This window comes from Sporolactobacillus kofuensis (assembly GCF_024125425.1).
GTDB lineage: Bacteria > Bacillota > Bacilli > Bacillales > Sporolactobacillaceae > Sporolactobacillus > Sporolactobacillus kofuensis.
Map to the genome: position 1 here is coordinate 105,312 of NZ_JAMXWN010000010.1, position 21,664 is coordinate 126,975.

At 44.1% G+C, this 21,664-nt stretch carries 19 protein-coding genes and 1 riboswitch; of the genes, 14 read left to right on the forward strand and 5 right to left on the reverse strand.

Annotated elements, in window-relative coordinates; genetic code table 11:
• Position 1: 1 nt before the first annotated feature.
• The 6 genes from NIE32_RS09680 to NIE32_RS09705 all read left to right on the forward strand — a co-directional run bounded on the left by NIE32_RS09680 (position 2) and on the right by NIE32_RS09705 (position 8,758).
• The gene (locus NIE32_RS09680) at positions 2-1,090 is read left to right on the forward strand and encodes a carbamoyl phosphate synthase small subunit (RefSeq protein WP_253076716.1); all 1,089 of its coding nucleotides are present in this window, start codon (positions 2-4) and stop codon (positions 1,088-1,090) included.
• Entirely contained in the window at positions 1,074-4,310 is a 3,237-nt protein-coding gene (gene carB / locus NIE32_RS09685) for a carbamoyl-phosphate synthase (glutamine-hydrolyzing) large subunit (protein ID WP_253076683.1), read from the forward strand. The genes NIE32_RS09680 and carB overlap by 17 nt, the downstream gene beginning before the upstream one ends.
• A 5-nt stretch (positions 4,311-4,315) precedes the next feature.
• Positions 4,316-5,272 carry an ornithine carbamoyltransferase gene (gene argF / locus NIE32_RS09690; protein WP_253076684.1) on the forward strand — a complete coding sequence of 319 codons (957 nt, stop codon included), beginning with the start codon at positions 4,316-4,318 and terminating at the stop codon, positions 5,270-5,272.
• A gap of 36 nt (positions 5,273-5,308) precedes the next feature.
• The gene (locus NIE32_RS09695) at positions 5,309-6,568 is read left to right on the forward strand and encodes an argininosuccinate synthase (protein WP_253076685.1); all 1,260 of its coding nucleotides are present in this window, start codon (positions 5,309-5,311) and stop codon (positions 6,566-6,568) included.
• Positions 6,525-7,907: an argininosuccinate lyase gene (argH, locus tag NIE32_RS09700; RefSeq protein ID WP_253076686.1), complete on the forward strand. Its 1,383-nt coding sequence runs from the start codon at positions 6,525-6,527 to the stop codon at positions 7,905-7,907. Before NIE32_RS09695 ends, argH begins: the two co-directional genes overlap by 44 nt.
• Positions 7,908-8,371: 464 nt before the next feature.
• Positions 8,372-8,758: a hypothetical protein gene (locus NIE32_RS09705; protein ID WP_253076687.1), complete on the forward strand. Its 387-nt coding sequence runs from the start codon at positions 8,372-8,374 to the stop codon at positions 8,756-8,758.
• A gap of 79 nt (positions 8,759-8,837) precedes the next feature.
• Here the strand turns inward: NIE32_RS09705 and NIE32_RS09710 are convergent, their stop codons facing one another.
• The 5 genes from NIE32_RS09710 to NIE32_RS09730 all read right to left on the reverse strand — a co-directional run bounded on the left by NIE32_RS09710 (position 8,838) and on the right by NIE32_RS09730 (position 12,333).
• Positions 8,838-9,362: a YceI family protein gene (locus NIE32_RS09710; protein ID WP_253076688.1), complete on the reverse strand. Its 525-nt coding sequence runs from the start codon at positions 9,360-9,362 to the stop codon at positions 8,838-8,840.
• A 101-nt stretch (positions 9,363-9,463) separates the two neighbouring features.
• Complete coding sequence (locus NIE32_RS09715) at positions 9,464-10,102, reverse strand: NAD(P)-dependent oxidoreductase (protein ID WP_253076689.1); 639 nt, start codon at positions 10,100-10,102, stop codon at positions 9,464-9,466.
• A 58-nt stretch (positions 10,103-10,160) separates the two neighbouring features.
• Entirely contained in the window at positions 10,161-10,577 is a 417-nt protein-coding gene (locus NIE32_RS09720; protein WP_253076690.1) for an Rrf2 family transcriptional regulator, read from the reverse strand.
• A gap of 157 nt (positions 10,578-10,734) precedes the next feature.
• Complete coding sequence (rpiA, locus tag NIE32_RS09725; protein ID WP_253076691.1) at positions 10,735-11,409, reverse strand: ribose-5-phosphate isomerase RpiA; 675 nt, start codon at positions 11,407-11,409, stop codon at positions 10,735-10,737.
• A gap of 159 nt (positions 11,410-11,568) precedes the next feature.
• The gene (locus NIE32_RS09730; protein WP_253076692.1) at positions 11,569-12,333 is read right to left on the reverse strand and encodes a glycerophosphodiester phosphodiesterase; all 765 of its coding nucleotides are present in this window, start codon (positions 12,331-12,333) and stop codon (positions 11,569-11,571) included.
• Positions 12,334-12,690: 357 nt separating this feature from the next.
• Here NIE32_RS09730 and NIE32_RS09735 point away from each other — a divergent pair, with 357 nt between their 5' ends.
• The 8 genes from NIE32_RS09735 to msrA all read left to right on the forward strand — a co-directional run bounded on the left by NIE32_RS09735 (position 12,691) and on the right by msrA (position 21,353).
• Positions 12,691-13,626 carry a DMT family transporter gene (locus tag NIE32_RS09735; RefSeq protein ID WP_253076693.1) on the forward strand — a complete coding sequence of 312 codons (936 nt, stop codon included), beginning with the start codon at positions 12,691-12,693 and terminating at the stop codon, positions 13,624-13,626.
• 251 nt (positions 13,627-13,877) lie between these two features.
• Positions 13,878-15,710, forward strand: a complete 1,833-nt coding sequence (locus NIE32_RS09740) for an APC family permease (protein WP_253076694.1) — start codon at positions 13,878-13,880, stop codon at positions 15,708-15,710.
• A gap of 207 nt (positions 15,711-15,917) precedes the next feature.
• Complete coding sequence (locus NIE32_RS09745) at positions 15,918-16,940, forward strand: efflux RND transporter periplasmic adaptor subunit (RefSeq protein ID WP_253076695.1); 1,023 nt, start codon at positions 15,918-15,920, stop codon at positions 16,938-16,940.
• Positions 16,937-17,623, forward strand: coding sequence for an ABC transporter ATP-binding protein (locus tag NIE32_RS09750; protein WP_290443560.1), 687 nt, complete (start codon positions 16,937-16,939; stop codon positions 17,621-17,623). The genes NIE32_RS09745 and NIE32_RS09750 overlap by 4 nt, the downstream gene beginning before the upstream one ends.
• Complete coding sequence (locus NIE32_RS09755) at positions 17,623-18,786, forward strand: ABC transporter permease (RefSeq protein ID WP_253076696.1); 1,164 nt, start codon at positions 17,623-17,625, stop codon at positions 18,784-18,786. The genes NIE32_RS09750 and NIE32_RS09755 overlap by 1 nt, the downstream gene beginning before the upstream one ends.
• Before the next feature lie 71 nt (positions 18,787-18,857).
• Positions 18,858-19,529: a response regulator transcription factor gene (locus NIE32_RS09760; protein WP_253076718.1), complete on the forward strand. Its 672-nt coding sequence runs from the start codon at positions 18,858-18,860 to the stop codon at positions 19,527-19,529.
• Between the two features lie 8 nt (positions 19,530-19,537).
• Entirely contained in the window at positions 19,538-20,839 is a 1,302-nt protein-coding gene (locus NIE32_RS09765) for a sensor histidine kinase (protein ID WP_253076697.1), read from the forward strand.
• Positions 20,823-21,353, forward strand: a complete 531-nt coding sequence (gene msrA / locus NIE32_RS09770) for a peptide-methionine (S)-S-oxide reductase MsrA (protein WP_253076698.1) — start codon at positions 20,823-20,825, stop codon at positions 21,351-21,353. The genes NIE32_RS09765 and msrA overlap by 17 nt, the downstream gene beginning before the upstream one ends.
• Positions 21,354-21,475: 122 nt before the next feature.
• Positions 21,476-21,590, forward strand: a riboswitch (SAM riboswitch).
• The last annotated feature ends 74 nt before the right edge of the window (positions 21,591-21,664 follow it).

The following is a 21,664-nucleotide window of genomic DNA, read 5'->3' on the forward strand; positions in this document are numbered from 1 at the left end:
GATGAAAAAAGGATACTTGCTTCTGGAGTCGGGCCAATTGTTCCAAGGGGTACGGGTCGGAGATCCATCCTCTGTAATGGGAGAGATTGTGTTCAATACAAGCATGACCGGCTATCAAGAGATCATGACTGATCCGTCTTATGCCGGCCAAATTATGACCTTTTGTTATCCACTCATTGGAAACTATGGCGTCAACCTTCAGGACAATGAGCATTCTAAAATTCAGATGCAAGGTGCACTTTTTAGTAATCTCTGTTCAAGTCCTAGCCATTATCAATCAATTAAAACGGTTGACCAATGGCTCAGTCAGGAGAAAATTCCAGGACTTGCAAACATTGATACTCGCGCAGTGGTCAAAGCAGTGCGTCTGAGCGGCACAATGAAGGCTGTTATCAGTGATTCACCTGACTTCTCAGCGATAAACTGGAGCCAGCCGCTTCCAACGGATTTGGTCAGCAGAGTGTCTACTAAGAAAAATATGATCTACGAAGGAATCGGACCACATGTTGTGTTGATTGATTATGGCTATAAGAAGTCAATGCTCCATGCGTTACTTGAGGAAGGCTGCAAGGTTACAGTCGTTCCTTACACGATCAAAGCTGATGAAGTCAAGGCGCTGAAACCGGATGCTGTGATGCTGAGCAATGGACCTGGCGATCCGCTACAACTGACTGACGTATTCAATGAAATTAAGAAAATAACCTCGGCTTACCCGACGTTAGGCATTTGTCTCGGTCATCAGCTGATTGCACTCGCTTATGGTGCCAAAACCGGGAAATTGTTGTTTGGTCATCGCGGTGCAAATCATCCGGTGAAGGAAGTAGCGACGAATAAGGTATGGATCACCTCACAAAACCACAGCTACGTGGTTGAGAAGGAGAGCGTTGATTCAGAACAGTTTGCGATTAGTTATTACAATGTGAACGATGGATCTGTGGAAGGCTTAAGTCATCGTACATTACCGATCAAAACTGTTCAATTTCATCCTGAGGCACATCCTGGTCCTGATGATACACATCTAGTTTTTAAACAATTTATGAAGATGATTAAACAGAGCAAAGGTGAAGTGAATCATGCCGTTACGTACTGACATAAAAAAAGTGCTTGTCATCGGTTCAGGACCAATCGTCATTGGCCAGGCTGCGGAATTTGACTATGCCGGTACGCAAGCCTGCCTCGCTCTTAAAGAGGAAGGCATTGAGGTTGTTTTAATCAACAACAATCCCGCCACAATTATGACGGATGATCAAATTGCTGATCGAACATACATTGAACCACTGACTCTAGCAACGATTAAAAAAATAATAGAGAAGGAACATCCGGACGGACTGATCGGTACCTTGGGCGGCCAAACCGGATTGAACCTCGCCGTATCACTTTATGAAAAAGGCATTTTAGCCCAATATGGTGTGGAATTATTGGGTACATCCGTTGATTCTATTCAGCACGGTGAAGATCGAGAGTTGTTTAAAGACTTAATGATCGAAATCGACGAACCGATTCCCGATTCGAAGATTATTCGTTCTTATGAAGACGGTCTCGCCTTTACCAAAGAGATTGGCTATCCGGTCATTATTCGCCCCGCCTATACACTCGGCGGTTCCGGAGGTGGCTTTGCTTATAATGATCAAGACTTGGCTGTTGTCCTTAACAGAGGGCTCAAACTCAGTCCCATCCATGAAGTGCTGATTGAGAAAAGTATTAAAGGGTGGAAAGAAATAGAGTATGAGGTCATGCGTGACGCCAATGATACCTGCATCATCGTTTGTAATATGGAAAACATGGATCCGGTTGGCGTACACACTGGAGACAGTATTGTTGTAGCACCTTCACAAACACTTTCGGATGTGCAATATCAGATGCTACGTAATGCATCACTAAAAATTATTCGCGCATTAAAAATAGTCGGTGGTTGTAATATTCAATTTGCGCTTAATCCAAATTCGGATGACTATGCCATTATTGAGGTGAATCCGCGTGTGAGCCGATCATCAGCGCTCGCATCAAAAGCAACGGGTTATCCCATTGCCCGGGTAGCCGCCAAATGTGCGATTGGCTTTTACCTTGATGAAATCATTAATCCAATCACGGGGACAACGTACGCATCGTTTGAACCAGCCATTGATTACATTGTTGTCAAAATCCCGCGCTTTCCATTTGATAAGTTCACTGAAGCTGATCGAAGCTTAGGAACACAAATGAAAGCGACCGGAGAAGTGATGGCCATTGACCGAACTTTTGAAGGGGCCTTGAATAAAGGGATCCGTTCGATGGAGATGGGGTTCAGCGGTTTGGAAAGCAAGGCGCTCAGTGTTCAAACTGAGGATGAATTAGCGCAACATTTAAAGAATACGACAGATTTACGACTGCTTGCGATTAGTGAACTGTTCCGCCGTGGACGTACGGTTACCGACATTTATAATCAGACTGAAATTGACCCATGGTTCTTGAATGCCATCCATGGCATTGTCACCTTTGAACTGAGTCTTGTTGGTAAAAGTATTCAAGAAATAACGGATGAAGAGTGGGCACATGCAAAATGGATCAACATCAGTAATCATCGACTTGCTGAGTTGCTCAATGTACCGGAAACAGCAGTCGCCACATGCATTCAAACTGCCGGTCTTTCACCATCCTATCATCTTGTGGATACGTGTGCAGGTGAATTCGAGGCACAAACGCCCTACTATTATTCAACGTGGTTTGGGGCTGATGAAGCACCGGTCAGTGACAAAAAGAAGATTCTGATCATCGGTTCAGGTCCGATTCGAATCGGTCAAGGCATCGAGTTCGATTACTGTTCGGTACAAGCGACCATGGCTGCGAAGAAAAATGGCTATGAAGCGATTGTTATTAATAACAATCCGGAAACCGTCAGTACGGATTATTCCATTGCGGATCGCCTTTACTTTGAACCGCTGGCTGTTGAAGATATCCTGCACGTTGCTGAGAAGGAGAACGTACAAGGGGCACTTGTCCAGTTTGGCGGACAAACTGCGGTAAATGTTGCTAAGGCGCTTGAGCAAGCGGGTATTCCTGTTTTAGGGACTTCAACAGAGAGTATCGACCGGGTAGAAGACCGTGAACAATTTTATCAACTCTTGCAATCATTGAAGATTCCTCATATTCAGGGCTTGACAGTCCAAAGGATTGAAGATCTTCTTTCCGCAGGGGAGAAGTTAGGGTATCCGATTCTTGTTCGCCCCTCATATGTGATTGGTGGGCAATCCATGTTCCTGCTCCATGATCGGAATGAACTTGAGAACTATATCAATAGTGAGCGCAATCTGACGAATCAATCGTTCCCGCTGCTCGTGGATCGCTACATGCCGGGCCTTGAGTGTGAGGTGGATGCGATAAGCGATGGAGAAGAAACAGCAATTCCGGGTATATTCCAACATATAGAGCGCGCAGGCGTACATTCCGGTGACAGTATTGCAGTGTTTCCTTCCTATAGCATTGATCAAAAAGTGCAGGAAGAAATTGCTGAGGATACGCGCAAAATTTGCCAAAGCCTGGCGGTCAAAGGACTCATCAACATTCAATTTGTCGTTGTTTCCGGAAAAGTATATGTATTGGAAGTGAATCCGCGTGCTTCCCGGACTGTCCCGATTATCAGCAAGGTGACCGGTATCCCAATGGTTGAAAAAGCAGTAAGTATCCAATTGGGAAAGCGTCTAAAACAACTAAATCTTCACGATGGTTATTATCCGAGACCTGATTTTTATGCAGTTAAGGCACCGGTGTTCTCTTTTACAAAATTGAAGGGTGTCGATCCGGTACTTGGTCCTGAAATGAAATCAACCGGAGAACAACTCGGTATGGGAAAAAGTGTTGAAGAGGCGTTGATGAAAGGTGTTTATCTCAACGAAGCTAATCCTTTTTCTGCAAAGTCAGATAAAAAAGCTATTCTATGCTCGATTGCTGAGAACGAACGGACAGAATCTCTCAACATCATTCAACAACTTAATGATCTTGGCTTTAACATCATGGCAACATCGGGCACAGCTGATGCTTGTAAAAACGCCGGTATTGATGTCATTAAGTTGACCGAGAGTGAAGAGGAGATGCATCGTCAAATCTCAGGAGGTCAATTAGCAGCTGTATTCAATATTCCAACAGCAGGGCGAAACAGGCAATCCTTTGGCTTTACGATCAGAGCACTTGCACTGCGCTATCAGATTCCTGTGTACACCTGTGCGGACACAATTTCAGCGGCGTTAGCGGCTGTTGATACAGAACGATCTCAAGACGTGCATACGTTGGATGAGTATCGGGACCTTACTTATATGATGAATAAAGGGAAGTGAAATGAATGACCAATGAGACGGTTCCAGCATTAAAAGGCAGAGATTTTCTTACCATTGCTGAATTTACAGAAGAAGAAATTAAACTATTCCTGCAAACGGCAGTTGCATTGAAAAAAATGCAAAAACAAGGTGTTCCGCATCACTTTTTAAATGGTCAGACATTGGGCATGATCTTCGAAAAAGCATCAACGCGAACACGCGTTGCCTTTGAAGTAGGCATGTACCATCTCGGTGGTTCTGCGCTCTATTTGAGCAGCAAGGACATCCAGATTGGTCGCGGTGAAACGATTGCTGATACAGCAAAAGTACTTTCGAGAATGGTCGATGGTATTATGATTCGAACCTTTGGTCATGACATTGTCGAGGAACTAGCAGCAAACGCGGATGTTCCAGTGATTAATGGGTTGACCAATACGCATCACCCAACTCAGGTGATCGCAGATCTGCTTACGATTTATGAGCACAAAGGGAAATTAAAAGGACTTAAAGCATGCTTTATTGGAGACGGTTATAATAATATGGCACACTCGCTGATGGAAGGTGCTGCTGCTGTCGGTATGGATATGACCGTAGCCAGTCCTAAGGGTTATGAACCGGATGGAGCAATTCTGGCTGCAGCGAAGTCAAGAGGTCTTAAGAACGACTGTAGTATCGCATTTACTCATTCACCACAGGAAGCGATTGAAGGCTGTGATATTGTCATCACCGACACATGGCTAAGCATGGGTGACGAAGCGGAGACAGACAAGCGTCTCCATGATTTTCAAGGTTTCCAAGTGGATGATGCGCTTGTCACATTGGCAAAGCCGGATTATCTATTTATGCACTGTTTGCCTGCTCACCGTGGTGAAGAGGTAACAGCAAGTGTGATTGACGGTGCACACTCTATTGTCTTTGATGAGGCAGAGAATCGTCTTCATGCGCATAAGGCAATTCTGAAATGTTTAATGGAAAAGAACTAATAAGAAAATTATTCTACGCTCAGGAGGGTTTCAACGATGGCAAAAGAAAAAATCGTTCTCGCATATTCCGGTGGTCTCGATACCTCGGTCTGCATTAAGTATCTACAAGATAAGTACAATTATGATGTCATTGCTTTGAGCATTGACGTTGGTGAAGAAGGCAAAGATCTTGATAAAGTAAAGCAAAAGGCACTCGATGTGGGTGCAATCAAGTCTTATGTTGTTGATGCAAAGGTGCTACTTGCTGAAGGTTATCTGGCACCTGCCCTTCAGGCGAATGCACTTTATGAAGGTGTATATCCTGTTTCATCCGGATTGTCTCGACCATTGATTGGGAAATTGCTCGTAGACGTCGCACACAAGGAAGGTGCAATCGCAGTTGCCCATGGCTGTACTGGAAAGGGAAACGATCAGGTTCGTTTCGAACTAGCCATCCAAGCACTTGATCCATCGCTTAAAGTCGTTGCACCGGTTCGCGAATGGGGCATGACGCGCGACGAAGAAATCAAATATGCGGAAAAGAACGGGATTCCGATTCCTGTCGATCTTGATAATCCTTTCTCCATTGACGCCAACATCTGGGGCCGTGCGTGCGAAGCCGGTGTGCTTGAAAACCCATGGAACGAACCACCGGAAGAAGCGTATGCGTGGACCAATCCAATTGAAAAGACTCCGGACACACCGGAATATATAGAAATTACTTTTGAAAAAGGCATTCCTGTTGCATTGAATGGAGAAACGAAACCATTCATTGAAATCATTAAAGAATTGAATGCACTCGGCGGTCTCCATGGTGTCGGAAGAATTGATCATATTGAAAACCGGCTCGTCGGGATCAAATCGCGTGAAGTCTATGAAAATCCTGCTGCACTTATTTTAATTAATGCGCACAAGGCACTCGAAACGATCACACTGACCAAAGAAGTATCTAAGTTCAAACCGCTGATTGATAAAGAAATGTCTCAGGTGATCTATGACGGACTTTGGTACTCACCAATCAGAGAAGCTTTAATGGCATTTGTTGAGCAAACACAGCAAGTGGTTTCCGGCAAAGTGCGTGTAAAACTTTTCAAGGGAAATCATATCGTTGTCGGACGCGCATCGGATCAAAGCCTCTACAATGAAAAATTGGCTACTTATACAAAGGGTGATGCGTTTGATCATAATGCAGCAGTAGGATTTATCAAGCTTTGGGGACTTCCTACCAAAGTCAATGCCGAAGTTCATAAGAATGCGGAAATGGAGGCAGACCATGGCGAAGTTGTGGGGCGGCCGGTTTACGAAATCAACCAATAAACTGGTTGACGAGTACACCGCATCGATTTCTTATGACCAAGAATTAGCAAAAGAGGATATCGAAGGAAGCCTGGCGCATGTCCAGATGCTTGGTGAATGCGGGATCATCACTATGGAGGAGACAAAGACCATTCAGAAAGGACTTCAGTCGATTCTGAATAAAGTGGAACGTGGTGAGGCAAAGTTTTCAACAGACATGGAAGATATTCATATGAACATCGAAAAGATGCTCATTGATGAAATCGGTCCTGTTGGCGGAAAACTTCATACCGGACGGAGCCGCAATGATCAGGTTGCAACCGACATGCACTTGTACATGCGAAAGAAAACCCATACGCTAATCGATTTACTCGAGGATGTACAATATGCACTTCTTGAACAGGCTAAGGCTAATGTGGACACGATCCTTCCGGGTTACACACATTTGCAGCGTGCGCAGCCGATTTCCTTCGCACATCATATGCTTGCCTACTTTTGGATGTTTGAGCGAGACAAGGGGCGTTTGAAAGATAGTCTGAAACGAATTAACATTTTGCCGCTCGGTGCAGGTGCGTTAGCTGGGACAACCTTCCCGATCGATCGCCGCCGTGTTGCCGATCTTTTGCAATTTGATGATATCTACCCAAATAGTATGGATGCGGTCAGTGATCGTGATTTTGTGGTTGAAGCTTTAGCCGATTGTTCACTGATCATGGTTCATCTCTCACGGTTGTCTGAGGAAATGGTGCTGTGGAGTAGTCAAGAATTCCAGTTCATTGAATTGGATGATGCGTTCTGCACAGGTTCCAGCATCATGCCGCAAAAGAAAAATCCCGACGTATCTGAATTGCTTCGCGGTAAGACTGGACGTGTATTTGGGCACTTAGTGGGCCTGCTGACTGTGCTCAAAGGACTGCCGCTTGCCTACAATAAGGACATGCAAGAAGATAAAGAAGGCATTTTCGATACGGTGAAAACGCTAGAAGGTGCCCTACAATTGCTTGCACCGATTCTTGAGACCATGAACGTGAAGAAAGAGCGGATGCGGCATGCTGTTGAGAAAGATTATTCGAATGCAACAGATATTGCAGACTATCTTGCCAAAAAAGGACTTCCTTTCCGAGAGGCACATGAAGTCACTGGGAAAATGGTTCTTTATGCCATAGAAAGTAAGAAGTATTTACTTGATTTGGATCTGGAGGAATTTAAACAGTTCAATTCACTGTTTGAAGCAGACATCTTTGAAGCACTGAAACCTGAACATGTGATGCGTGCCCGGGAAAGTGAAGGCGGTACTGCACCACATCAGATCGAAAAGCAGTTGAAACTTGCGGAAACAATGCTGCATCAGAATCAATAATTCTGAGATAGCTGTTTCATATATGCCTTTGTATGCAAGAGCCTTTACAATTAGGTCTTGGATGCGGAGGGAGTACCCCCCTAAATTTGTGACGGATACGAGATTTATTCGTATCCGTTTTTTTGTGTATGGAAAATGGCTCCAGTGAACGAGATCTCTATCGGAATCAAGATCTAGAAGAATAAGTTTACTTTATGATAGGATAGCAACAGGCGCTCTTGTACGATTACGTATCACAGCTTTCCTGATTGGACGAGCTTTGGGGTCAAGTATTTAATGACCGCTCAGCGATACTTGCTCTTGATATAAGTCGATTTGTACATGGTTTTCGCCGATTCTCCGCACTGGAGGCAATCATACATACTTCCCGATGACATGATGCTTTTATTGTGCGAGATAAGTGCCTTTAGTTATTCTTTATTCGTCAGTCTCTAAAAATCATAAAATGAAAAGAGATCAGTACAGTGAGACCATTTCTAATCGATTTATTTCAGATTCGTCCAAGCCAGCTTTATCTTGATCAGGACAAAATCGATCGTTTAAAAGGGTCATTTGACCCGCTCAATGTTCGATTTAACGCCCCTTTACCGATTAAGAAAAACGGCGGAGAAGCATTTCTAACTGATGGACATACCCGTGCATTTCTTTATAGTGAAGCAAAAATTTCAGTCATTCCTGTTTACTGGGACACCGATGAACTGGATATGAAGCTCTATCAGAACTGTCTTGAATGGTGTCGGAGCGAGAAGGTCATTTTCATCGATGATTTAAAGGAGCGCATTTTGCCGCATGATCAGTTTCAGAAGCAATGGATTGAGCGTTGCGAGCAGGCAATGGAACAAAAGAAATGAGTGACATTGTGTTTTATTAACGATATAAAGAAAACCCGGAAGACAATTCTTCCGGGTTTTCTTAGATCGTTAGTGATCATTAAGCTTGGTGTGTATATTCTGCTTCTACATTAATTTTGATTTTGTTTCCGACCACGAGGTTGCCATTTGCGAGCGACTGGCTCCAAACCAGACCGAAATCACGACGATCAATAGCGAAGGACAGGCTGGCACCACTGCGCTTCAAGCCGTATGGATCGTCAATAGGTGCGCCGACTTCAGCTTCGAAAGTGATTGGTTTGGTCGTATCTTTGATTGTTAGATTGCCTTCGATTTCATAATCTTCATCGTCAGATGCAGTCACTTTTGTCGAAACAAACTTAATTTCAGGGAATTTTTCTGCATCGAAGAAATCTGCACTCTTCAGGTGATCGTCGCGATCCTTGATACGTGTGTCGATACTTGCGACATCAATGGTTACATTAACGCCGGTAACTTTTCCGTTTTCATCGGTTGTTACTGTTCCTGCAGTCGTTTTGAAATTACCTTTTACATTGGAAAGGCCCATGTGTTTTACGGAAAATGCAGTCTCCGAGTGTGCGCTATCAATTGTCCATTCTGTCATAATAATTCACTCTCCCATTTTTAAATGATATAAAATTTATAGGAATGATCAGTTTGGCTGAAGGAGCCGCACCAATACATTACGGACTAATTAACCTGAATTTATTCTGGTTCAGATACAACAGTAAAACGTTCACCTACATGTTCGGGTTTTTCAATTTCATCCACAACTGCAGCTGCGTAATCTTCGTAGCTTACATAACTTTGACCTTCACGATTTATTAACAAGTGATCTTTCCCAGTTTTATAGTGGCCGGTTCTCTTTCCAAGGGCGAAGATCGCCGATGGGCTGATAAACGTCCAATTCAAATCAGTACTCGCTTGAAGGTCCGCCAAATTTTTCGCTTGATTAGAGGCCGTGGCAATGAAGGCTTCAGGGAAGTCTGGAGTGTCAATGACTCGAGTCTTTTTAGCCTCGTCAACGAAGAGACTCCCTGCGCCACCAACAACAATTAAGGTTGTGCCAGTAACCCCAGTTAGGAGCTCGATGAGTTTTTTTCCTGCTTCAACGTGAAGATGCTCTTTTCCTAAAGGAGCGCCAAAGGCATTAACAATGACGTCAAAGGCTGAGAGATCCTCACGAGTTAAATCAAACAGATCTTTCTCAATATAAGGAAGGCTTGCATCTGTTAATTTAGCGGGGTTCCTAACGATTGCCGTTACCTGATGCCCCCGGTTCTTTGCCTCTTCTAGAATGCGCGAGCCAGCTTTGCCGGTTGCTCCAATTATTGCAATAGTCAATTGAGGGCCTCCTTTGATCTGCTGTAACATGTATAGTTACATCTGGTTTTGACGAAAATCATTCTTCTGCAAAAAGATCCTGAAGAATGTCTTCAATTGTTTCACCGGAAAGATTCCTTTCCAGCGCATCTTGTGCTTCACTAAAAGCGCGATCGAGAACGCTTCGAATACCTTTGCCCACGGGACAGTGTGGATTGGGATTCTCGTGAACTGCGAAAAGACTATCTTTTGGTTCAACTGCCCTAAATACATCAAGTAATGTTATTTCAGAAGAAGGCCGTGTTAACGAGGCACCTGCCTTACCAGCAGTTGTTCGAATTAAGCCTTCCTTTTTGAGCATACCGAGAATTCGTCGAATAACCACCGGATTCGTATTTACACTCGAAGCGATATAGTCCGAAGGCAAATCCTCATGGGGTTTAGAAGCGATCAACGCCAAGATATGAATTGCAACGGCAACACGTGTGTTAATCATGTTCCTCACCACCTGTAACCATTATAATTACAGGAAAGTCTTCTGTCAACAACTTTTTCCAAATTTTATTAAAGACCCACCACATGGGAAGAGTATCATGCGATGAGTCAAAGTAAACGGTTGATTCTCAGAATAATGGAAGTCGTTTTACTCGTGTTTATTTCTTCTCAAAAGTTTCGACAGTACCGTTTGGGGCACCGACAAGTACCTTTTCCGTCATGCCAAGGAAAAGTCCATGTTCTACGACACCGGTTAAGTGATCAAGCTCATTGGCAAGTGCCTCAGGGTCGCTAATGGTTTGTAAATGCAGATCGAGAATGTAGTGATGTGCATCTGTAACATAAGGGCGTTCATCTGCAGTAAGACGCAATTTTGGATTGTAGCCTTTATTGACGAGAAATGATTCGACATGTTTCCAGCCAAAAGGAACAACTTCAACAGGGAGAGGAAAGCGTCCTAACTGTTCGACTTTTTTGCGTTCATCGACAATCCATATTCTTTTTTTTGAGGACTTGGCAACCAGTTTCTCAAAAAGGAGGGCACCACCGCCTCCTTTAATACCGTTAAGTTGCGGATCGAATTCGTCCGCACCGTCGATGGTGACGTCAATGGTGGAGACCTCATTCAATGTACGCATGGGAATTTTCCACTTCTTTGCAAGGTCGATGGTTTGTTGTGATGTTGCCACACCAGTAATCGTGAAGCCTGCAGCAACTTTTTCAGCGAGTGCTTCAAGAAAGAAATATACGGTTGAACCGGTACCAAGACCAATGGTCATGCCCTCGCGGATTTCATCAAGTGCTTTGATTCCTGCTGCTTTTTTTCCATTCATAGATATCCCTCGATTTTTGATTCGTTTCGCATAACGCCAAAAGGTAGTGTTAACGCTCTCATCTCATTATAACGAAAGTCAGGGAGGGATCCAATGTCCTTTATCTTATAAGTAATTTCTTCCGACTTTGGGTAAAAACTGTTTAATCCTTATTATGGATCAATCGCGCTTCGATTGCTCGCTTAGCTCATTGTGTAAAAAGTTTGCCCGTAGGTCGAGCGCGACTTCCGGGTAATCGGTAATGATCGCATCAAGCCCCATTTCGAATGAGAGTTGCATCAGCTTTGGTTTATTCACTGTCCATGCACGGACCTTGATCCCATGTTGCTGAAGTTGATGTGCTGTTTCTGAAAGGGCAGACGGCTGCCACAAATGTTGAGCAGTGGCACCGACCTGTTGTGTATAACGCCAAGGATCGGCAAGGCGTTCCCAAAGTAGGAGGGCAAGTTCTGCATTGGGATCAATTTTTTTCATCCGAATCAGCGATTCATGATTGAATGAGGAGTAGACTACAGGCAGATCAGCACGATATTGGCGAACGAATTGTGCTACTTTCAGTTCGATTCCAGGATAGACATTTCGATCGGTTTTAAATTCGATATTAAGGATACCACTGAAATCAGATAATAACTCAAGAACCTGAACAAGCGTTGGGATGCGCTCGCCTTTATATTTTGGTGAGAACCAGGAACCTGCATCAAATTGTTTGAGTTCCGCTAATGAATAGTTTTTTATTTGTCCTTTTCCGTTGGTGGTTCGATCGATTTTTTCATCGTGCATGACGACCACTTGTTTATCTTTAGTTAAGTGGACATCGAGTTCAATCCCATCACTTCCGACACGCATCGCTTCTTCAAATGCCGCAAGCGTGTTTTCAGGACGGTTGGATTTGCTGCCTCTATGGGCAAAAACCGCAGTGTGCATTTTAAACCTCCCGCAACCATTACCCTTGTAATGGATTTTCTTATTTATATCCTATCGAAACGAGAAATCGGAACCTGTCTGTTCATGATTGGTTATCGCGTAATCTGTTGTTGTATTTAAAATCAATCAAGCAACATCTTATGGTTTCCATTATATGCAATACTAATGGTATTAGGCGGGAGTTCCTGAACTCGAAATATCTACCTGTTTTTGTATACTAAAGATCTTCTTAATACCCATTAATTGTGCTAAACTAGATTTCTTCTGATTGGTTGAATAAGGCATTTAAACGGAGACAGTTATGCATTTTTAAGTTTTGTGAATGGTGAACGAGTGAACTTCGAGAGGGAGAAAAGTATGACCGTGCAAATACATCATCTTGTTCAAACGCGCTCCTGGAAGCGAGCGTTCGGTATCGGATTGGTACTTAGCGGGGCAACACTATGGGGCATTTCAGGGAATGTCGCCCAATATCTCTTTGAAAGTGAACAAATAAATGCAGGATGGCTGACATCGGTACGAATGATCACAGCAGGGTTATTGCTCCTTGTTTTTACTTTACTCAGTAAAGACAGGCAATTGACTTGGATGATTTGGATGCAAAAAAGGACTGCATCTGCATTGCTAATCTTTGGTGTTTTCGGCATGATTGGCGCACAATATACATATTTTGAGGCAGTGGCAGCGGGAAATGCCGCAACAGCCACTTTACTGCAGTATCTCAGTCCCGTACTGATCATGATCTACCTGGTCATTCGGCGGAGAAGAAGACCAAGTGTGACTGAATTGCTTGCCGTATTCATGGCGTTACTTGGCGTTTTTCTCATTGTGACTAAAGGTCACCCTGATCAAATATCAATTGCACCAGCAGCTGTTTTTTGGGGCTTGCTTGCTGCACTCGGCGGGGCACTTTATTCCACGCAGCCTGGAAAAATATTAAAAGAATATGGAGCGGGCGTGGTAGTGAGCTGGGGTATGCTAATTGGTGGAACAGTGATGAGCCTATTTTATTCACCATGGCATGTGGACCATTCGTTTTCGTTAAATGAAATAGTCGGGGTTTCGTTTGTTATCGTGTTTGGTACTTTGCTTGCTTTTTATTTATTTCTAGCAAGTCTTAAGTACCTAAATCCCATTGAAACCAGCCTGCTTGGCTGTGCAGAACCGCTCTCCGCAGCACTGGTGAGTGTTGTATGGATGCATGTGCCGTTTACATTGTTCGACTGGGTGGGTATGGTCTGTATCATCGGTACTGTGGTCACGCTGACCTTTGCGAAGACAGCAAAGGTGTAATACTTAGAAACGGTATGTTAGGGAATAAGAAGAAAAATGATGTCGCATGCTGATTATTGCCTGGGAAATGAAGGGGAATAACACATTTAGTAAAAAAACTGTTGCTTTTTGTTCTTGCACGATTGAACATGACGGCATACAATCAATCTGCAACAATGGAAACAATTATAAATTCGTTACTTCGTCCTCATAGTTCAACGAGCCTTACTTGAATGAGAAACGAGTACAAGATTTATTAAGGGAGTACAAATATGTTAACAAAAATAAAACGTTTGCTTATTGGCAAACCGTTGAAATCCAATGAATCGCATAGTCAAAAACTAAATAAGTTTAAAGCGTTGGCGGTTCTGTCATCCGATGCATTATCTTCTGTTGCGTATGGACCGGAGCAGATTTTGATCGTATTGATGGCGGCAGGAAGCAGTGCACTTTGGTTTTCATTACCGATCTCACTGGGTGTCCTTGTTTTATTGATCGCACTTGTTTTGTCCTATAGACAAATCATTTTTGCTTATCCGCAAGGTGGCGGCGCATATATGGTCGCCAAAGAAAATTTGGGAACTAATTTTGGACTTACTGCCGGAGGCTCTTTATTAGTCGACTATATTCTAACGGTAGCCGTCAGTATTTCTGCAGGTACAGATGCAATTACCTCTGCATTTCCATCACTTCATGCACATAGCGTACTTGTGGCCGTGATTATTGTTGTTGTGATCACCATCTTGAATTTACGCGGGTTGACAGATTCAGCGACATTATTGTCCTATCCGGTTTACTTTTTCGTACTGATGATGATCATCATCATTGGCGGTGGTTTGTTTGCTGCAATGACCGGGCATGTAGCGCCGTTACACACACATGCTGCACTGGGTACGCCGGTGATGGGCGTCAGTTTATTTCTCCTGTTGCGTGCATTCTCATCAGGCTGTTCGGCCTTGACGGGTGTCGAAGCCATTTCAAATGCGATTCCAAGCTTCAAGTCACCTGCTCCAAAAAATGCGGCACGAACGCTCTTAATGATGGGTGGTATTCTGGCTGTCCTGCTTGCAGGCATTGTCTATTTGTCTTATTGGTACGGCCTACAGCCATCAAGTGATCAAACGGTGCTCTCCCAATTGGCTGGGACGTTGTTCGGTCGTAATGTACTGTACTACATCATTCAAGTATCAACAGCCTTGATTTTGATCCTGGCTGCAAATACCGGTTATTCTGCCTTTCCGCTTCTTGCGTTTAATTTGGCCAAAGACAAGTATATGCCGAGACCATTTAAAGTTAGAGGTGATCGGCTTGGTTATTCGAATGGTATTTTGACATTGGGCGCATTATCCATTTTATTAATTATCATTTTTGAGGGGAAAACGGAGAACCTAATTCCTCTTTATGCCGTTGGTGTATTTATTCCATTCTCACTCTCACAAACCGGAATGATTGTTCACTGGATTAAAGAACGGCCAAAAGCATGGATGGGAAAACTGGTGATTAATTTAATCGGTGCGCTGATTTGTTATATGATTCTTGCCATTTTCTTTCTTACAAAGTTTACACAAATATGGCCGGTGCTTGTGTTTGTTCCAATTGTCATTTTTATTTTCCATAAAATTCATGAGCACTACATGCATGTGGCGGAGCAGCTTCGCATTAATTTCTCCGATCCACTGCCGGTCATTCATTCATCGGATAATGTGATTGTCGTACCGATTGCCGGCATTACAAAAGTTGTGGAACAGTCGTTAACCTATGCCAAATCGTTGTCGGATAATGTCATTGCCGTCTATGTCGGTGACAGTCCTGAATCGATTGAAAAAATGACTAATGAGTGGAATGAGTGGAACCCAGGTGTACGCTTGATTACGCTTCACTCATTGTACCGCAGTATTGTTAGCCCATTGGATAAATTCATTAGTACGGTAAAATATAAAGCAGATAAGCGTGGTGCAACCGTTACGGTTGTGTTCCCACAGTTCTATACGAAAAAATGGTGGCAGAGTCTTTTGCATAACCAGTCCGGTGTCCTGATCAAAGCGAGTCTGATCCGGCATAGGGATGTCGTGATTGCAACTGTACCGTATCATTTCAAAAAATAATTGCAAGAAACCGACGCGAGAAACGCGCCGGTTTTTTTTTTGCAGAACGGTTTCAGAAAATAAAAAATGTCTGCAGGCTGAACGGTCGAATTTTAAACAACTGAATTCCATTTTTGTCACACACATGTTCCTTAAGAGAATTTTAAGAATCTCTCGATAAACTGATCCTATAAACGTGCTTGATGAAGCAGCGGAGGGGTTAGAAACATGAAAAAAAGTTTGATTTTCATTCTTATTGCAGTAGTTGTGTTTGGAGGTGGCGGTGCGTACTGGTATTTTTCACGGGACAAGTCTTCCAACACGCGTGTCATGATTCCGACAACTACGGTTCAGAAAGGCACGATTTCAACTGATGTCAGTGGATCGGGCGCGCTGTCACCGAAAATTGATGATGATGTGACGATTGATTCAGATGATGCAGCGAAAACGATTGACACAATCAAGGTTTCTGAAAACGATAAGGTTGAAAAAGGAGACACGCTCCTGACCTATACAGACGGGACAACCCTTACGGCCCCTCATTCAGGCACTGTGACCAGCGTCAGTGCATACGCGGGCAATCGAGTCAATGCCGGACAAAAGGTTGCTCATATCACGAGTTACAGCGACCTTAACGCCGTACTGCAAATTGATGAGCTGGACATTCCGAAAATCAAAAAAGGACAAGCAGTTTCCGTGACGGTTAATGCCTACCCAAATAAAACTTTTAGTGGAAAAGTTACATCAATTGCTCAAGAAGGAACGGATACGAACGGAACCTCTACATTTAATGTCACGGTACACCTGAACAAATCCACCGGATTGAAATCAGGTATGACCGCAACAGGAAGTATTGTGCTTGAAAAAAAGACGAATGTACTCTATGTGCCTTCAGGAGCGGTTCATCAGTATGGAAATAGTTATTTCGTTTATCTGTCAAGTGGGTCAGATGGAACGGAAACTCAAGGTACCAGAGGCTTTAATAATGAGGAGACAGTCAGAGGCAAACAGCAGGGAGTAACGATCGGTATTCATAACGATAAATATATTGAGATCAAGTCCGGTCTTCAAGAAGGAGAAACCATTCAGTTAAACGCGATTACGAAATCGTCGGGAACGAGCACGTCGTCAAACAGCCAAAATGGTTACCAAATGATGCGCTCCATGAACGGCGGTGGTTTTGGTGGCGGCGGATTTAACGGCGGCGGTACTCGTTCAGGCGGCCAGAATGGAGGAGGCACTCGTCAATGACCGAAGCCATGATCACAATGAGCAAGATTGAGAAAACATACCAGTCAGGCGATAACGTTGTTCATGCATTAAATAAAATTGATCTGACCATTGAGGCTGGTGCATTTGTTTCGATCGTCGGCCCATCCGGATCGGGAAAATCAACGTTGATGAATATGATAGGCTGTCTTGATAAGCCGGACAGTGGTCAATATATGTTAGGTGGTAGCCATATTGACAAGCTGAAAGATCGGGAACTCGCTGAGATTCGCAATCATAAAATCGGTTTTATTTTTCAGAACTTTAATCTACTGGGAAAACTGACGGCAGCAGAAAACGTAGAACTGCCGCTGCTCTACCGAGGTGTAAAAACCAAGGAGCGGCACGCACGGGCACTTGAATGCTTAAGCATGGTCGGGCTGGCTGAACGTGCGCGCCATCAGCCAAATCAGCTTTCCGGCGGTCAGCAACAGCGAGTGGCGATTGCACGAGCGCTTGCCGGAGAACCGCAAATTTTGCTGGCGGATGAACCGACGGGGGCTTTGGACAGCAAAACGAGCGAAGAGATCATGAATCTGCTGATTAAATTAAATCAAAACGGGCGAACCATTATCCTGATCACACATGATCTAAATGTGGCACGCAAAGCAAAACGGACGGTAAGCATTCGTGATGGCAAACTGCAAGAAGGTGAACATATCTGATGAATCTAGTCACATCCATAAAAATGGCAATTCGCAATATCCTAGGAAACAAGATGCGTTCCTTTCTGACGATGCTTGGCATTATCATCGGTGTCTCATCCGTTATTGCACTGCTGGCGATCGGTCAGGGATCAAGTAAGTCGGTGTCAGACAGCGTGAACAGCTTGGGAACGAACCTGATCACTGTGACTATTACAAATACGGATACACATTTTACCATGGACAATTTAAATCAAGTCAGTCAGGCTACCGGCGTCAAATCGGTAGCCCCGGTACTAAGTGGCAGAAGTACGCTGCGAAACGGTAGCACTTCATCGCAGGTCAGCGTGACGGGAACAACGTCCGGCTATCAGTCGATCCGAAATCTGACCGTCAAAGAAGGAAGATTCGTCTCCGCGCTGGATGAAAAATTTCGCCAGAAGGTTGTGGTACTTGGCAGCGATCTGGCAACGACATTATTTGAAAATCAATCACCAATCAATAAGACTGTTCTGATTGACGGAGAACGTTATACGGTTGTCGGTGTTTTGAACAGCAAAGGCGGTTCGATGGGACAAAGCAGTGACGATGCTGCCTTCCTTCCATTTTCCACCGCACAGCGGTTGATGAAAACGACCTATCTCACTCAATTCTACGCGCAGGCAGAAAACCAGAATTCAGTGAACTGGGCAATGGCCGGTATTTCTCGCGTCATGAGCCAAACGTACAGCGATTCTGATGATTACAGTGTGGTCAATCAACAAGATGTTATGGATGCAATGAGTTCGGTGACCGGAACAATGACGATGCTGCTTGCGGGTATCGCCGGCATTTCATTGATTGTTGGTGGCATTGGCATTATGAATATTATGCTCGTTTCCGTCACCGAACGAACACGGGAAATCGGTATCCGTAAAGCGATTGGTGCGCGGCGCCGCGACATTATGCTTCAATTTTTACTTGAGGCAGCCGTGCTCAGCATGCTCGGTGGGCTTTGCGGCGTTGGCATCGGCATTGCCGCGTCCGAATTGTATGCATCAATTGTCGGTGGAACAGTTGTGTACTCCATTTCGGTGATGGCATCGGCCTTTTTGTTCTCAGCGGTCGTGGGCATTGTGTTTGGTGTCTTTCCGGCCTATAAAGCATCAAAGCTCAACCCAATTGAAGCACTTCGTACAGAATAAGGTGCTTTTCATAAATCACGCGTTATGTGTACAATAGGTTTAAAATTTGAAAAGGTGAGGGGGTGGCTGCCCTGCGGTTGCTCGTCGTTGAAGACAACACGTACTTGCTTCAAGAAATTGTCCGATTGTTGTCGGAGGAATATACAGTCGACTCAGCAGAGGACGGAGATGAAGCACTCTATTTAGCAGAACAAAATATTTATGATGCGATCGTACTGGATGTCATGCTTCCAGGCATGGACGGCTTTGAAGTCACCGATCAGATTCGAAAAAAAGGCATTGCGACGCCGATCATCTTTTTGACTGCACGTGACGCTGTTGACGACCGTGTGAAAGGACTGAATTTGGGTGGCGACGATTATATCGTAAAACCGTTCCAAAATATGGAACTCAAAGCTCGAATTGCGGCTATTTTACGGCGCAGTTCGCCAATGGAACGTGACCACATCTTGCGTTACAAAGGCATTGAAATCGACAACAAACGAAAACAGATTAAAATAAATGGCGAGATACTCTCATTTACGACGAAACAATATAATCTGCTTGAATATCTGATTCAAAATGAAGATCAAATTCTGACACGCGAACAGATTTTTGATCGCATCTGGGGCTTTGACTCCGACACGACCGTTGGCATTGTTGAAGTGTATATTCACCAGTTGCGAAAAAAATTAAAGAAATACGCATATGACGAAGACATCCGGACGGTCCGGGGTATCGGTTATATGCTGACGGATAAGTGAGCAAGCGGATGACTCTATTTCGAAAGACACTCATAAAGCTTACGATCCTCAACGCTGCACTGCTGATTCTGCTTTTGAGTTTATTGGGCAGCACTGTATACTTTTATGAAAAAAAGGTGTTGTTTCAGGGAAGCGATCGTGCGCTTCGTCAGGCTGCTTCAGATTTCGACAGGCATCCATTTAACGGTCTTGGTGAACCACATGTGCGTGACATTCGCGTGCCGACTGTGATCCTCGATTCGAAAAATAAAGTGATCACCTCCATGCCTGCAGGTATTATCGATACCAAAGCCATGAAACCGTTTTTGGTGAAAAGGTCCAATGTAATTGTTGAAAAACATGTCTATTGGCTACGCGGCGAATACTATCACATGATCCGAAAGCCATGGAACCCGGACCAAAAGCAGACATTGTATGTATACTTTATTATGAATGTTGACCCTGAGCGCAATTTACTCAATACACTGCTTTCAATTATTCTCTACGGTCTGGCGATCGGTGCTGTTGTCTCAGTGGTGGTCGGCTATTTTCTTGCACGGCGCGCGCTACGTCCGATCGAAACTGCTTGGAACAGGCAGAATCGATTTGTTGCCGATGCGTCGCATGAACTGCGGACGCCGCTGTCTATCATTCAATTAAAAATTGAAGGACTGCTCCGCCAGCCACGGCAAAGGGTGCAGGATGTTGGTGAAGATATAGCGGTTATGCTGGATGAAACGCGACGACTGTCGAAACTTGTTGCCAATCTGCTTACGTTGGCACGTTCGGACGCCAACAGGCTTGAAGTCAATCTTGTACCTCTTGATCTAAGCACAATGCTGAAGAAAGTGACCGAGCCATTTGCGGAAATGGCAGAGTTCGAGGAAAAAAGTTTCACACTTGCGGGGACAGAAGAACCCATTTATATTAATGGAGATGAGCAGCGAATCCATCAGTTGCTCGTGATCCTTTTAGATAATGCGATGAAGTTTACACCGAAGGGCGGGAAGATCTCGGTCGCTTGCACACGGGAGAACAAATCCGCGCATTTATCGGTTTCTGATAGTGGATGTGGCATTTCTGAAGACGATCTGAAACATATTTTTGATCGATTCTACCAAGCCGATAATGCTAGATCCGGCCAAAAGGGCACTGGTCTCGGCTTGTCGATTGCGCAGTGGATTGTTCTTAAGCATCGGGGCAAAATTGATGCTGAAAGTGCTCCGGGAAAGGGAACACTGTTTCGCGTACGCCTGCCCTTACTAAAAAATGAACCAGCGGACCATCATGAATTTAAGGAAGGGGAAAAGATGGATGACGAAAAAATTTGAAACAGCGACGTTTGCCGGAGGGTGCTTCTGGTGCATGGTCAAACCATTTGATACATTGCCGGGTATCGAGAAAGTGATTTCTGGCTACACAGGCGGAACGGTGGAGCATCCTTCCTATGAACAGGTGAAAACCGGAACAACCGGACATATGGAAGCCATTCACATTACCTATGATCCACAGCTTTTTCCTTATGAAAAGCTGCTTGAACTTTATTGGACTCAGGTGGATCCAACTGATGACGGCGGACAATTTTTTGATCGCGGGTCAAACTATCGAACAGCGATCTTCTATGAGAATGAACAGCAAAAAAGGTTAGCAGAACAATCAAAACGTGAACTTGCTTTAAGCGGACGTTTTCTAAAACCGATTGTAACCCGAATTTTGCCGGCTGCTCCATTTTATCCTGCTGAAGAAGAGCATCAGAAGTTTTATAAAAAACATCCGGATCGCTATACAGCTGAACGCATTGAATCTGGCCGCGATGCTTTTATTCATGATAATTGGGGAAGCTGACCTCAGGGTGCCCAACGTTTGTGATCGCACGATTAATTGATTTAGTGGTTTTTTCATTGAAATAGCTTGAAATACTAACACGACTGATGTAAACTAATTGTCAATTAAATATGATGATTTGATTCTTATCAAGAGAAGTCGAGGGACTGGCCCGATGACGCTTCAGCAACCGTCACTGAATTGATCAGTGACAAGGTGCTAATTCCAGCAGACCATCAAGTGTCTGAGGGATAAGAAGAAACGCGGCATTTACAGCCTTCTTCTTATTGAAGAAGGCTTTTTGTTTTCCCTTTTTAACGCTCTTGATAGAA

Coding starts and splice junctions, on each gene's coding strand:
- carB (WP_253076683.1), top strand. CDS start 1,074: ATGCCGTTACGTACTGACATAAAAAAAGTGCTTGTCATCGGTTCAGGA.
- NIE32_RS09755 (WP_253076696.1), top strand. CDS start 17,623: ATGAATCTAGTCACATCCATAAAAATGGCAATTCGCAATATCCTAGGA.
- NIE32_RS09710 (WP_253076688.1), bottom strand. CDS start 9,362: ATGACAGAATGGACAATTGATAGCGCACACTCGGAGACTGCATTTTCC.
- NIE32_RS09730 (WP_253076692.1), bottom strand. CDS start 12,333: ATGCACACTGCGGTTTTTGCCCATAGAGGCAGCAAATCCAACCGTCCT.
- NIE32_RS09695 (WP_253076685.1), top strand. CDS start 5,309: ATGGCAAAAGAAAAAATCGTTCTCGCATATTCCGGTGGTCTCGATACC.
- argF (WP_253076684.1), top strand. CDS start 4,316: ATGACCAATGAGACGGTTCCAGCATTAAAAGGCAGAGATTTTCTTACC.
- NIE32_RS09765 (WP_253076697.1), top strand. CDS start 19,538: ATGACTCTATTTCGAAAGACACTCATAAAGCTTACGATCCTCAACGCT.
- msrA (WP_253076698.1), top strand. CDS start 20,823: ATGACGAAAAAATTTGAAACAGCGACGTTTGCCGGAGGGTGCTTCTGG.
- NIE32_RS09740 (WP_253076694.1), top strand. CDS start 13,878: ATGTTAACAAAAATAAAACGTTTGCTTATTGGCAAACCGTTGAAATCC.
- rpiA (WP_253076691.1), bottom strand. CDS start 11,409: ATGAATGGAAAAAAAGCAGCAGGAATCAAAGCACTTGATGAAATCCGC.
- NIE32_RS09680 (WP_253076716.1), top strand. CDS start 2: ATGAAAAAAGGATACTTGCTTCTGGAGTCGGGCCAATTGTTCCAAGGG.
- NIE32_RS09720 (WP_253076690.1), bottom strand. CDS start 10,577: ATGATTAACACACGTGTTGCCGTTGCAATTCATATCTTGGCGTTGATC.
- NIE32_RS09735 (WP_253076693.1), top strand. CDS start 12,691: ATGACCGTGCAAATACATCATCTTGTTCAAACGCGCTCCTGGAAGCGA.
- argH (WP_253076686.1), top strand. CDS start 6,525: ATGGCGAAGTTGTGGGGCGGCCGGTTTACGAAATCAACCAATAAACTG.
- NIE32_RS09750 (WP_290443560.1), top strand. CDS start 16,937: ATGACCGAAGCCATGATCACAATGAGCAAGATTGAGAAAACATACCAG.
- NIE32_RS09745 (WP_253076695.1), top strand. CDS start 15,918: ATGAAAAAAAGTTTGATTTTCATTCTTATTGCAGTAGTTGTGTTTGGA.